Source organism: Arthrobacter sp. ERGS1:01 (assembly GCF_001281315.1).
Classification (GTDB): Bacteria; Actinomycetota; Actinomycetes; order Actinomycetales; family Micrococcaceae; genus Specibacter.
Map to the genome: position 1 here is coordinate 3,373,689 of NZ_CP012479.1, position 13,174 is coordinate 3,386,862.

The following is a 13,174-nucleotide window of genomic DNA, read 5'->3' on the forward strand; positions in this document are numbered from 1 at the left end:
CCGGCGCCGCGCTCCTTCCCCACGGGGTGCGGCGCCGCCCATCCTAAGGATCCAGCCCATGCCTTCGCCCTGGCGCCGCTATCTGCGTTTAAGCGCGGCCACCGCTTCCCTTGCCATCGCCGCCGCACTGTTGTGCCCGGTTTCCCCCGCCGGGGCACAGCAGGCGCAGGCGCTGCCCGCCGCGGCAAGCATTGGTGCCGGCGCCGAACCGGCCGCGGCCGTGCTGGCAAGGCTGGCCGGCGCCGACGCCGCCAAGTTTGACCTGGCCCTCATGGCTAAGGACAACAGCCAGGACACGTACAAGGTCACCGCGTCCGGCGGCCGGGTGAGCATCACCGGTTCCACCCCGGCCACCATCCTGGCCGGCTTCAACGCCTACGTGGGCCAGGTGCTGCACCAGTCCACGTCCTGGAACGGCAGCTCGCTGAAGCTGCCGGCAACCCTGCCGGCCACAGCCCCCATCCAGGCCACGGCGAATGTGGCGCACCGCTTCGTCAACAACGACGTCGAGGACGGCTACACGGGTGCGTACCGTTCCCTGGAGCAGTGGAAGGACATGATTGACACGTTCGCCCTGCACGGCTTGAACGAGGTCTTCATGCCCGTGGGTACCGAGGCCGTCTACCTGGACGTGCTCAAGCAGTTTGGCTACACCCAGTCCGAGATTCTGGCCTGGACCCCACAATCCGCGCACCAGCCGTGGTGGCTGCTGCAAAACATGTCCGGCGATCCCCACCCCATCACCATGAACACCGTCAACGAGCGGGCAAAGCTTGGCCGCGACATTGCCGACTACCTGCGCTCCCTCGGCATGGTCCCGGTGCTCCCTGGTTACTTTGGCACCGTCCCGGCCGGCTTCAAGGACAAGAACCCGGGAGCCGCCGTCGTACCGCAGGGCGGCTGGGTGGGCGGCTACACCCGCCCAGACTGGCTGGATCCGAACAACGCGCTCTACCCGCAGCTCGCCAAGGCGTTCTACGACGCGTCCACGGCCCGGCTGGGCGCCTCCTCGATGTACAAGATGGACCTGCTCCACGAAGGTGGCACGGCCGGATCCGTCAACGTTTCCCAGGCCACGAAGTCCGTGGAAAATGCGCTGCAAACCGCCCACAAGGACGCCCTCTGGGTGCTTTTGGGCTGGCAGAGCAACCCGCCGCAGGCAGTCGTGGCGGCCGCCAACCCGGCCACCACGTTCATCGTTGACGGGCTCTCGGACCGTTATACGGGCCAAAACCGCGAGGCCACCTGGAAGGGCATCCCGTACGCCTTTGGCACCATCTGGAACTTTGGCGGCCACACCACCATGGGCTCGCAGATCTCCGTGCAGAACCAGCGCTACTACGAATGGCTGAACAAGCCCGGCAGCGCCATGAAGGGCCTGGCCATCATCCCCGAGGGCGGAGACAACAACCCCGCCGCCTTTGACTTCTTCGCCGGACTGGCCTGGCGCAACGCCCCGGCCAACCTGACCAATTGGTTTGCCGACTTTGCCCAGCGCCGCTATGGGGTGGCCGATCCCAACGCGGCCGCCGCCTGGGACGTGCTGCGGCAAACCGCCTACGATCTGCCCAGCGACGACGGCTGGAGCGAGGCCGCCGACGGCCTGTTCGGCGCCCAACCGTCGCTGACCGTCAAGACGGCCGCGGCCTGGTCGCCGCAGGAGCAGCGCTACGACATGGACACGTTCGCCGCCGCGCTGCCCAAGCTGCTGGCCGCGAGCGCCGCCGTCAAAGCCACCGAGACGTACAAGTACGACCTCATGGACGTCTCCCGGCAGGTGCTCTCCAACCTCTCCCGGACCATGCTGCCGAAGATCAAGGCCGCATACGACGCCGGTGACACCGAAAGTTTTGCGAGCCTGCGCACCATGTGGCTGGACACCATGGACCTGATGGACAAGATCGCCGGCACCAATTCCTCCCAGCTGCTGGGCAATTGGCTCAAGCAGGCGGCGGATTCGACCACCGTCGCCGCGGACAAGGCGGCCCTGGAGGCGGACCAGCGCTCCATCATCACCCTGTGGTCACCCACGTTGTCCGACCTCAACGACTACGCCAACCGCGAGTGGAACGGCCTGGTGGGCGGCTACTACAAGGCCCGCTGGAGCGCGTACTTTGATTCGCTCGAGCAAAAGATGGCCGGCACCGGGCCGGGCACCGCCCCCAACTGGGGTGCCATGGGGGCCGCGTTCGTCAACGGCACCGCCGGTTATGAACCCGCCGGCGGCTACCCGACCACGGCCAGCGGTGACATCAACGCCCTGGCAGGGACCGCCGTCGCCCGTTACACCGAGGCCACGGCCTTCACGCCCAAGCCGCAGCCGCTGCCGGCCCCTCCAGGCAACGGCGTGACGTACCTGTCCGAGCTGCCGTTCGTCTCCGACGAGCACGACGAGACGCTGGGCGCCACGGGCCGCAACACCGCCATTGGCGACGCCGGCACCAAGGTTCGCGACAAGATCACCCTCGACGGCGTGGAGTACGCGAAGGGGCTCGGCGTGAACTCGCCGTCCACGATCGTGTTCAATCTGGCCGGGCAGTGCACCAGCTTCACGGCCGTGGCCGGCATTGACGCCACGATGGATAAGCCGGGCAAGGCCCCGAACGTGATTTTCAATGTGCTCGGCGACGGCAAGACGCTGTACACCTCGGGCGCCTTCACCGCGGGCACGGGTACGGTGGCGCAAAAGCCGCTGGCCGTGTCGGTGGACGTGACGGGCGTGGACCTGCTGACCCTGAACGTGGATCCGAACGGCGTGAACTGGTTTGACCGCGCCGACTGGGCCGATGCCCGGGTGGGCTGTGGCGGCGACGAGCCCGCGCCGGCCGCACCGGGTGACGGCGTGACCCAGTTGTCGCAGCTGCCGTTCCTGCACACCGACTACCTGCCGGAGTTCGGCGAGATTGCCCGCGACACCGAAATTGGCGACGCCGCCACTCGGGTCCGCAACCCCATCAACGTGGGCGGCACCAGCTATGCGACAGGCCTCGGGGTGCAGGCACCCACCACGATCGACTTCAATGTGAGCGCCCGCTGTACCGTTTTCCAGGCCATGGTGGGCATTGACGCCACCATGGATCAGCCCGGCAAGACCCCGTCCGTGACGTTCATTGTGCTGGGCGATGGAAAGGAACTGTACAACAGCGGCGAGCTCACCGGCGGCGCACCCACGCCGGTCTCGGTCCCGCTGACGGGCGTGAAGACACTCACCCTGAAGGTGTCCGAGGGCGACGTCAACTGGTTCGACCGCGCCGACTGGGCCAACGCCCGCGTCACCTGCGCCGACCCCGTCGTTGCTCCCACGGAGACGGCGACACCCACCGAAACGGCGACGCCGAGCCCGTCTGCAACCGCCGGACCCACGGCAACGGTCACGGCCAGCGCGAGCGCATCGCCGACAGCCACGGCTACGGAAACCTCGGCTCCCGTCCAGACCACGGCAACGGCAACGGCAAGCGCCGGCGGCGAAAAGAGCGCAGCCGCCTCGAGCACAAGCCCGGCGAGCAGCCCCACCACAACGCCTTCGGCCGGCGGGCTGGCAAGCACCGGCCCCTCGGGCCTGGCCCCGATCATGGCGTTGGGCGTATTGGTCCTGGCGGGAGGGCTGGCACTGACGGCGAACCGGCGTCGTTCCCGCCACAACTAACCACCCCAAACGCCGTATCACTTTTGGCAGGTTTTTCCCCAACGCTTGTGCACCCATTGCACAAGCGTTGAGGGAAAAGGCACCAAAAGTGATACGGCGTCTTAGCGGGCGGCGGGGCTAGAGCGAGTTGAGGGCCTGTTCCAGATCGGCGATCAGGTCCGCGACGTCCTCGATGCCCACCGAGAGCCGGATCAGGTTCTCCGGCACGGCCAGCTCGGTGCCCTTGACGGAGGCGTGCGTCATCTCGGACGGGTAGTTCATGAGCGATTCAATGCCGCCCAGCGACTCGGCCAGCGTGAACAGGTGCGTGGATTCGGCCACCTTGCGCGCTGCAGCCTCCCCGCCCTTGAACTGCACGGAGATCATGCCGCCAAATCCGCGCATTTGGCGGGCGGCCAGCTCGTGCCCGGGGTGCTCCGGCAGGCCCGGGTACAGCACGCGCTCCACCTCGGGCCGGGTCAGCAGCCATTCGGCGATCTGCTGGGCGTTGGAGGAGTGGCGGTCCATGCGCACGCCCAGGGTCTTGAGCCCACGCGTGGTCAGCCAGGCCTCCATCGGTGCGGACACGGCGCCCACGGCGAACTGCACGAAGCCGATCTTTTCGGCCGCGGTGGGATCGGAGAGCACAATGGCCCCACCCGAGGCGTCCGAATGCCCGCCAATGTACTTGGTGGTCGAGTGGACCACGATGTCCGCGCCCAGGGCCAGCGGGTTCTGCAGGTACGGCGAGGCGAAGGTGTTGTCCACCACGAGCAGGGCGCCGACGGCGTGGGCCACCTCGGCGATCGCGGCAATGTCGGTGATCTTCATCATCGGGTTCGACGGCGTCTCCACCCAGATCATCTTCGTCGCCCCGCCGGGGCCGCCGGCCGTGACGGCGGCAGCCAGCACACCGGCGTCGGACATGTCCACGGCGGCGTTGCTGATGCCCCACACGGACAGCACCCGGTTGATGAGCCGGTAGGTGCCGCCGTAGACGTCGTTGCCCATGACGATGTGATCGCCGGGCACCAGGAGGGCGCGGATCAGGGCGTCCTCGGCGGCGAGCCCGGAGGAGAAGCTGAACGCGAAGTCCCCGCCTTCGAGCGCGGCGAGCTGGGCCTGCAGCGAATCGCGGGTGGGGTTGGTGCCGCGCCCGTATTCGTAGCCGTTGCGCAGCTTGCCGATCCCGTCCTGGGCGAACGTGGTGGTTTGGTACAGCGGCGGAATCACGGAGCCCGTGGTGGGGTCCGGGGTCTGCCCGGCGTGGACGGCGCGGGTGTTGAAGCCTTCAGTCATGGTGTCTCCTAAAAAATCGGTCGGAACGCTAGTCGTTGAGGTAGGTCAGCAGGTCGTGGCGGGTCAGGACTCCCACGGGGGCGCCCACGAACGTCACCATGAGCGCATCGACGTCCTGCAGTTTGGCGCGGGCGGCGGAAATCGGTTCCAGCGAGCCGATGATGGGCAGGATGGCCTGCATGTGTTCGGTGATCTTGTCGGTCAGTTTCGCCTCGCCGCGGAACAGCTTGCCGGTCAGCGTGCGTTCATCGACCGAGCCGATCACCTCGCCCATCACCACGGGCGGCTCCTGCGTGAGCACGGGAATCTGGGACACGCCGTATTCGCTCATCAGGTTGATGACGTCGCGGACAGTCTCGTTGGGGTGGATGTGCACCAGGTCCGGCAGCTTCCCGGTCTTGGCGGACAGCACGTCGCCAATGGCCGGTTCGTCGGTGACCTTCAAGAAACCGTACGACTGCATCCACTTGTCGTTGAAGATCTTCCCCAAATACCCGCGCCCGCTGTCCGGCAGGAGAACGACGACGACGGCCTCCGGTCCCAGCCCCCTGGCCGCTTCCAGCGCGGCCACCACGGCCATGCCGGAGGAGCCGCCCACCAGCAGGCCCTCCTCGCGGGCCAGCCGCCGGGTCATCGCGAAGGAGTCGTTGTCCGAGACGGCAATGATCCTGTGCGGCACGGCCGGGTCGTAGGAGCTGGGCCAGATGTCCTCTCCCACGCCTTCCACCAGGTAGGGACGCCCGGTGCCCCCGGAGTACACGGAGCCCTCGGGGTCGGCGCCGATGATCTGCACCTCGCCCGCGGGGCGGTCCGCGGAAACCTCACGCAGGAACCGGCCGGTGCCGGTGATGGTGCCGCCCGTGCCCACGCCGGCCACGAAGTGCGTCACCGTGCCGTCGGTATCCCGCCAAATTTCCGGGCCCGTGGTCTCGTAGTGGCTGAGCGGACCGTTTTGGTTGGAGAACTGGTCCGGCTTGTAGGCGCCAGGGATTTCCGTGACGAGCCGGTCGGAGACGCCGTAGTAGGACTGCGGGCTGTCCGCGGCGACCGCCGTCGGCGTCACCACCACCTCGGCGCCGTACGCCTCCAGGACGGCGCGCTTGTCCTCGCCCACCTTGTCCGGGACCACGAACACGCAGTTGTAGCCGCGTTGCTGGGCCACCATGGCCATGGCGACGCCGGTGTTGCCGCTGGTGGGTTCCACCACCGTGCCGCCCGGGAGGATTTTGCCCTCCTTCGCGGCCTCGTCAAGCATCTTGACGGCGATGCGGTCCTTCGCGGAGCCGCCCGGATTCATGTACTCAAGCTTCACCAGGACGGTGGCCCGGATCCCTTCGGTCACCTTGTTCAATTTCACCAGCGGGGTGTTGCCAATGAGGTCAAGGATGGAGTTCGCATACTTCATACGTCCAAACGTAACCCCCGCAGCGGGCGCAGGCCACCGGAGGTTACCGTTTGGGGCACCGTGGCGTGCGGAGCCCGGCTGGTAGCCTCAAATCATGACACCCGAGGAGCTCGAAACCCTGACGCTTTTGCGCCGGGCCCGGGACATGATCGACAGGGACTTCGCACTCCCCCTGGACGTGCCCACCATCGCCCAAAAGGCGTTCATGTCCGCCGCGCACTTTTCCCGCAAGTTCCGCGCCGCCTATGGCGAGACACCGTACAACTACCTCATGACCCGGCGCATCGAACGGGCCGCCGCACTGCTGCGCGCGGGCACCTCCGTGACCGACGCCTGCATGGCCGTGGGCGCCACCTCGCTGGGCTCCTTCAGTTCCCGGTTCACCGAGATCATGGGCGAAACCCCCAGCGCCTACCGGGCTCGGGAACACAGCGCCATCGAGGCCATGCCGCCGTGCTTCGTCAGGTTCGCCACCCGGCCGGCCCGCAACGGTCCCGGCAAGTCGAGCAGGAACGAAGAAGCCCCGGCACGCGACGCGCACTAGCGTTGATGCCATGACTATTTCACTGCAATACACGCATCTAACCGTGCACAACCCTGACGAGGCCATCGCCTTCTACCGCGACGCCCTGGGCCTCGAAGTCCAAAACGACGTCAGCAGCGGCGACTTCCGCTGGGTCACCATGGGCACCAGCACCCAGCCGGGCCTGGGCATCGTCCTGTCCGAACCGCACGCCGGGCGCTCGCAGGAGGACGGCGACGACATGGCCCGCCTCCTCGCCAAGGGCATGCTGCCCATGCTCAACTTCAGCGCCTCGGATCTGGACGCCACCTTTGAGCAGGCGGTCGCCGCCGGCGCCGAGGTGCTGCAGGAACCCATCGCCCAGCCGTGGGGCCCGCGCGACTGCGCGTTCCGCGACCCGTCCGGCAACACGGTGCGCATCTCGCAGGGCTAGCATTCCCGCTTAACCCAGTCTGTGTTGCACTTATTGGACGAAAATCGCTTCGGAGAGCGCTATCCAGTCCAACAAGTGCAACACAGACGGGGCGTGGGCTGTTAGATCAGCGCGTCCGAGAGGTGGTTCGGCGTGCCGAAGCGGTGCGCCGTGATGCTGACGGCCTGCTCGTGCAGGAACGGCAGCATCTCGATGCGCCCGGCTTCCGTGACCTCACCGTGGTAGATGGCCAGGTCGGGGCGTCCGCTGGTTGCCTCGTAAACCGCGGAGGAATCCCCGCCGATGAGGCGGATGCGGCCGGCACCGAAGCGGCGGGCGGTGGCCAGCCAGTCGGCGTCGTTCTCCACGGTGACCGTGATGCGCAGGCTCACCAGCAGCGCCTGGACGGCGTTGGGAAGAACGACGGCGGTGGAGACTGCCGGGGTGGCCCCGGCCAGGATGCCTGCCGCGAGGACGCGCAGCAGCTTGGCGACGGATTCGCCCTCGGCCAGGCGCACCAGCGGGTTCAGCGGCAGGTAGCGGAACACGTTGCGCTCCGCGGACAGGGCCGAGACGTCCTTGGCCGTGCCGAATTCATCGGCCCATGCGGCGGCATCGGAATGCAGCGAACGGGTCAGGAACGCGGTGTCATCGGCGGAGAGCTCCGCGGCGGCCGCGAGCATCTTGCGCGCGGCGTCACCCAGGGTTGCCGTGGCCGAAGACGCCGCGGTCTCCCAGGAGCCCAGGCCCACCAGGTAGTTGGGGCCGCCGGCCTTGGTGCCGGCGCCAACGGCCGACTTCTTCCAGCCACCGAAGGGCTGGCGCTGCACGATGGCACCGGTGATGCTGCGGTTGACGTACAGGTTTCCGGCCTGCACGGTGTCCAGCCACAGGCCGATCTCCGCCGAGTCCAGGGAGTGCAGGCCGGAGGTCAAACCGTAGTCGATCCGGTTGACCATCGAGATGGCCTCTTCGAGGGTTTCCGCGGCCATGACGCCCAGGACGGGGCCGAAGAACTCGGTCAGGTGGAAGGTGGAGCCGGCCGCGACGCCGGTGCGCACGCCCGGGGACCAGAGGCGCCCGGTTTCGTCGAGCTGCTTGGGCTCGATTGCCCAGCTCTCGCCGGCGTCGAGGGTGGTCAGGGCGGCGTGGAGCTTGCCGGCGGCCGGTTCGATGATCGGCCCCATCTGGGTGGTGGCGGTCTCCGGGTAGCCCACGAACAGGCTGGAGGCTGCGTCGATCAGCTGGTTGCGGAAGCGTGCCGACTTGGCCACGGAACCGACCATGATGACCAGGGATGCGGCGGAGCACTTCTGGCCGGCGTGGCCAAAGGCGGACTGGACCACGTCGCGGGCGGCCAGGTCGAGGTCGGCGCTGGGCGTGACGATGATGGCGTTCTTGCCGGACGTCTCGGCCAGCAGAGGCAGATCAGAACGGAAGCTGCGGAACAGTTCGGCGGTCTCGTAGCCGCCGGTCAGGATCACGCGGTCAACGCTGGGGTGCGCCACCAGGGCGGTGCCGAGCTCGTTCTCGCCGAGCTGGACCAACGCCAGCACATCGCGGGGCACGCCCGCGTCCCACAGGGCCTGGACCATGAGGGAGCCGCTGCGCTGGGCCTGGGGTGCCGGCTTGATGACGACGGCGGAGCCCGCGGCGAGTGCCGACAGCGTGGAGCCTGCCGGGATGGCTACGGGGAAGTTCCACGGCGGGGTCACGACCGTGAGCTTGGCGGGGACGAACGTGGCGCCGTCGACGGTGTCCAGGTCCTTGGCGCGCTCGGCGTAGTAGTGGGCGAAGTCCACGGCCTCGCTGATTTCGGGGTCGGACTGGTCAAGCGTCTTGCCGGTCTCGGAGGCCATGACCTCCATGAGCTCGGCGCGGCGGGATTCGAGCACATCGCCGGCGCGGTGCAGCACGGCGGCACGCTCGGCGCCGGTCATGGCGCCCCATGCGGCAGCGGATTCGACGGCGGTGTCCACGATCCGGTTCAGCTCGGACAGCTCGGTGACGGTGGTGGCGGCGACGATGTCGTTGGCCAGGGTGGAGCCGGGGATGCGGGCCAGGATGTCCTTGCCCCAGACGCGGTTGGTGGCCAGCGCCGGGTCCGTGTCGGGGGTGTTGGCGAAGGAGTCGCGGGGTGCCGCGGCGGCCGGGACGTTGCGGTCCTGGGTGCGGTTGGTGCCGGGCACCTCGATGTCCAGGGCGTGGAGGGAGGCCAGGAAGCGGTTCGTCTCGCGCTCGAACAGGGCCTCGTTCTCGGAGAGCTCGAAGACGGCGGACATGAAGTTGTCCTGGCTGGCGCCCTCTTCCAGGCGGCGGATCAGGTAGGCGATCGCGACGTCGAACTCTCCGGGGTGCACCACGGGTGTGTAGAGCAGTAGCGAGCCGACGTCCTTGCGGACGGCCTCTGCCTGGCCGGTGGCCATGCCCAGCAGCATCTCGAATTCCAGCTGGCCGGACGTGGCGCTGATGCCGCGCTGCTTGGCCAGCAGCCAGGCGTGGGCCACGTCGAAGAGGTTGTGGCCGGCCACGCCGATGTTCACGGCGTCGATGTGCTCGGGGGTCAGCGCGTAGTTGATGATGCGCTTGTAGTTGGTGTCCGAGTCCTGCTTGGTGCCCCAGGTGGCCAGCGGCCAGCCGAAGACGGAGGCCTGGACCTGTTCCATGGGCAGGTTGGCGCCCTTGACGATGCGGACCTTCACAGCTGCGCCGCCGTCGGCACGGCGGGCGGCGGCCCATTCCTGGAGGTCGATCATGGCGGCGAGGGTGTCCGGCAGGTAGGCCTGGAGCACGATGCCGGCTTCAAGGTGCTTGAACTCGGGCTTTTCCAGGATGCGCTTAAACACGGCAAGCGTCATGGTCAGGTCCTTGTACTCCTCCATGTCCAGGTTGATGAACTTGGCCTTGGGGAAGGAGTTGGCCAGCGTGTAGAGCGGGGTGAGCTTCTCCACGATGTGGTCGACGGCGTCGTCGAAGGCCCACGGCGAGTGGGGGGCCACGGTGGAGGATTCCTTGATGGAGACGTAGTCGACGTCGTCGCGGGCCAGCAGGCGCAGCGTGCCTTCCAGGCGGCGGGCGGCCTCGTGCTCGCCCAGGACGGCCTCGCCGAGGAGGTTGACGTTCAAATCGGCGCCGCCCTGGCGGATCTTGGCGATGGCCGGGCCCAGCTTGGCGTCGGTGGCGTCCACGATCAGGTGGCCCACCATCTCACGGAGCACCTTGCGGGCAATGGGGATCACGATCTGCGGCAGCACGGGGGCCATGACACCGCCCAGGCGGACGGCTCCGCGCATGTACCAGGGCAGGAATGCCGGCACCTTGGGGGCCAGTGCGGCCAGGTTGCGGCCGGCCACGGCCAGGTCCTCGGGGCGGATGACGCCGTCGACGAATCCCACGGTGAAGTCCAGACCGTTGGGGTCCTTCAGGACGCCGGCCAGGCGCTGGGCGGACACATCGGCGGGGAACTTGGCGGCTTCGGTGAGCCAGTGCCGGACGAGGGCGATGGTTTCGTCGGCAAGGTCATTGCCGGGGACCGGGATGGTGGCGGCGGTGGCCGCGGTGACGGAACTTGTCATGGTGATTGGTGCGTTCTTTTCTACTGGATGGAAGCCCTGATGCTGGGTGCCGGCCACCGCGTCCCCAACGGCGCGGATTCAGCGTTCTCATCACCAGTATGAGACCAATGTTCAATAAGTAAAAGTGGTGATTTATGATGAATATCAGTCACTATTCCTTAACTGTCGGGAGATGCCCGTGCTGGACGTAAAACGCCTGCGGCTGCTGCGCGAATTGCACATCCGCGGAACGCTGGCCGACGTGGCCCTGGCCCTGCAATACAGCCCCTCCGCCGTGTCCCAACAGCTGGCCCTGCTGGAGAAGGAGGCGGGCGTGAAATTGATGCGCAAAGTGGGCCGGCGCGTCCAGCTCACCCCGCAGGCGGAAATCCTGGTGGCGCACACGGCGGAAATCCTGGAGACGCTGGAGCGGGCCGAGGCCGACATGAACGCGTCCTTGACCACGGTGGCCGGAACGGTGAAACTGGCGGTGTTCCAATCCGCGGCCCTGGCCCTGCTGCCGGAGATGCTCACGGCCATGGCCGAAACCTACCCCGACGTCAGGATTGAGATGGTGCAGCGGGAACCGGAGACGGCGCTTTACGAGACCTGGGCCCGCGACTTTGACCTGGTGGTGGCCGAACAATATCCGGGCCACGCCGCGCCACGGCATCCCGAACTGGACCGGGTGGTGCTGACCACCGACGCGATCCGGCTGGCGGTACCGTCCCACGACGTTGCCGGCGGCCTGGCCAGGCTGCATGACGGGCCCATCACCGACATTGCGGACACGGCCGGGCTTCCCTGGGTCATGGAGCCGCGCGGCGCGGCGTCCCGGCACTGGGCCGAACAGGCGTGCCGGCAGGCCGGCTTTGAACCCGATGTCCGCTTTGAAACCGCCGACCTCCAGGCGCAGGTGCGGCTCATCGAATCCGGCAACGCGGTGGCACTGCTTCCGGATTTGATGTGGACCGGGCGGCCGCCGGCGCTCACGCTCATCGATTTGCCGGGGCTCCCCCGGCGTACTGTATTCACCTCGGCCCGGCGCGCCAGCCAGCGCCGCCCCGCCATCCTGGCGTGCCGGGAAATCCTGGAGCAGACTGCCCGCCGCATCTCACGCAACCCCGGTGAATCGTGAGGAAGCTTCTTGCCGCGGGGACGCCGTCGGCCGTCTTTGCGATTGGCCTGGTCCTGCTGTTCACGGGCCTGCTGAGCCGGGCGTCGGCCGAGGAACTGGCCGGGCGCACTATCCCCATCCTGTTGTTCGTGGCGGCCATGACCGTAGTGACGGAGCTGGCCGACAGTGCCGGGGTGTTCCGCTTTGTCACGGCGAAGCTGGCGGCCCGGGGCGCCCGCTCCGGCGCCACCCCGGGCACGGTGTCCGGCGGGCGGGTGATTGTGTTGTGGCTGATGGTGGTGGCGCTGGCGACCGTCAGTACCATCTTCCTGTCCCTGGACACCACGGCCGTGCTGGTCACGCCGGTGGTGGTCTCGCTGGCCAAACACGCCCGCATCCACCCGCTGCCGTTTGCCCTGACCACGGTGTGGCTGGCCAATACGGCGTCGCTGCTGTTGCCGGTGTCGAACCTGACCAACCTGCTGGCCCAGCATCAACTGGATGTGAGTCCGCTGGGATTTGCCGGGCTGTTGTGGGCGCCGGCACTGGTGGGCGTGGTGGTGCCGCTGGTGTTCTTGTTCGCGATTTTCCGCAAGGACTTCCGCGGCCGGTATGCGCCGCCGGCGCCGGAGCCCGTGGCCGACAAACCGTTGCTGGTCATCAGCGGCATCACCGTGGCCGCGCTGCTTCCGGCGCTGGTTTCCGGGGTCACCGTGGCCATTCCGGCAGGCATAGCCGCGGTCTTCCTGCTGCTCGTGTTCCTTATCCGGAAGCGCGGCGCCATCCGTCCCGGCATGCTTCCGGTTCAGCCGCTGCTGCTGACAGTGGGGTTGTTCCTGGTGGTCCAGACCCTGCACGACCACGGTTTGTCCGCGGCGCTGGGCACCTTCTCCGGAAGCGGCGACGGCTTCGTGGCCCTGTTGCAACTGGCCGGGGTGGGCGCGCTCAGTGCCAACGCCGTCAACAACCTGCCGGCATTCCTGGCGCTTGAACCGGCGGCCAACTCCCCCGTCCGGCTGGCGGCCCTGCTGATCGGGGTGAACCTAGGCCCGATCGTGACCCCCTGGGCGTCGCTGGCCACGCTGCTGTGGCACAGCCGGCTCAAGGCGATGGGCATCTCGGTCTCCTGGCGCGGCTATGCGCTGGCCGGCGCGGCGCTGCTGATCGTGGTGGTTCCGGGCGCGGTGCTGGCGTTGTGGCTGGCCGCGGGCATGCCCGGCTGATTGAAGGCACGACGCC

Annotated in this window: 8 protein-coding genes; 5 read left to right on the plus strand and 3 right to left on the minus strand. The window is 67.8% G+C overall.

The features are described 5' to 3' along the window. Window positions 1-58 precede the first annotated feature (58 nt). Window positions 59-3,646 carry an alpha-N-acetylglucosaminidase TIM-barrel domain-containing protein gene (locus tag AL755_RS19205; protein WP_054012371.1) on the plus strand — a complete coding sequence of 1,196 codons (3,588 nt, stop codon included), beginning with the start codon at window positions 59-61 and terminating at the stop codon, window positions 3,644-3,646. Between the two features lie 117 nt (window positions 3,647-3,763). Here AL755_RS19205 and AL755_RS19210 read toward each other — a convergent pair whose 3' ends face one another. Both AL755_RS19210 and AL755_RS19215 read right to left on the minus strand, forming a co-directional pair. Continuing rightward, the gene (locus AL755_RS19210) at window positions 3,764-4,924 is read right to left on the minus strand and encodes a cystathionine gamma-synthase (RefSeq protein WP_054012372.1); all 1,161 of its coding nucleotides are present in this window, start codon (window positions 4,922-4,924) and stop codon (window positions 3,764-3,766) included. A 28-nt stretch (window positions 4,925-4,952) separates the two neighbouring features. After that, window positions 4,953-6,329 carry a cystathionine beta-synthase gene (locus tag AL755_RS19215; RefSeq protein WP_054012373.1) on the minus strand — a complete coding sequence of 459 codons (1,377 nt, stop codon included), beginning with the start codon at window positions 6,327-6,329 and terminating at the stop codon, window positions 4,953-4,955. Window positions 6,330-6,423: 94 nt separating this feature from the next. On the opposite strand from AL755_RS19215, the gene AL755_RS19220 reads away from it, so the two are divergent. Both AL755_RS19220 and AL755_RS19225 read left to right on the plus strand, forming a co-directional pair. After that, complete coding sequence (locus AL755_RS19220; RefSeq protein WP_054012374.1) at window positions 6,424-6,873, plus strand: helix-turn-helix transcriptional regulator; 450 nt, start codon at window positions 6,424-6,426, stop codon at window positions 6,871-6,873. 10 nt (window positions 6,874-6,883) lie between these two features. Beyond that, entirely contained in the window at window positions 6,884-7,285 is a 402-nt protein-coding gene (locus AL755_RS19225) for a VOC family protein (RefSeq protein WP_054012375.1), read from the plus strand. 101 nt (window positions 7,286-7,386) lie between these two features. On the opposite strand, the gene AL755_RS19230 is transcribed toward AL755_RS19225, so the two are convergent. After that, window positions 7,387-10,839, minus strand: a complete 3,453-nt coding sequence (locus AL755_RS19230; RefSeq protein ID WP_054012376.1) for a bifunctional proline dehydrogenase/L-glutamate gamma-semialdehyde dehydrogenase — start codon at window positions 10,837-10,839, stop codon at window positions 7,387-7,389. 178 nt (window positions 10,840-11,017) lie between these two features. On the opposite strand from AL755_RS19230, the gene AL755_RS19235 reads away from it, so the two are divergent. Together AL755_RS19235 and AL755_RS19240 are read left to right on the plus strand one after the other, a co-directional pair. After that, a complete protein-coding gene (locus AL755_RS19235) occupies window positions 11,018-11,956 on the plus strand; it encodes a LysR substrate-binding domain-containing protein (RefSeq protein ID WP_054013203.1) in 939 nt (312 codons plus the stop codon). After that, window positions 11,953-13,158 carry an SLC13 family permease gene (locus AL755_RS19240; RefSeq protein WP_054012377.1) on the plus strand — a complete coding sequence of 402 codons (1,206 nt, stop codon included), beginning with the start codon at window positions 11,953-11,955 and terminating at the stop codon, window positions 13,156-13,158. Before AL755_RS19235 ends, AL755_RS19240 begins: the two co-directional genes overlap by 4 nt. Window positions 13,159-13,174: the final 16 nt, after the last annotated feature.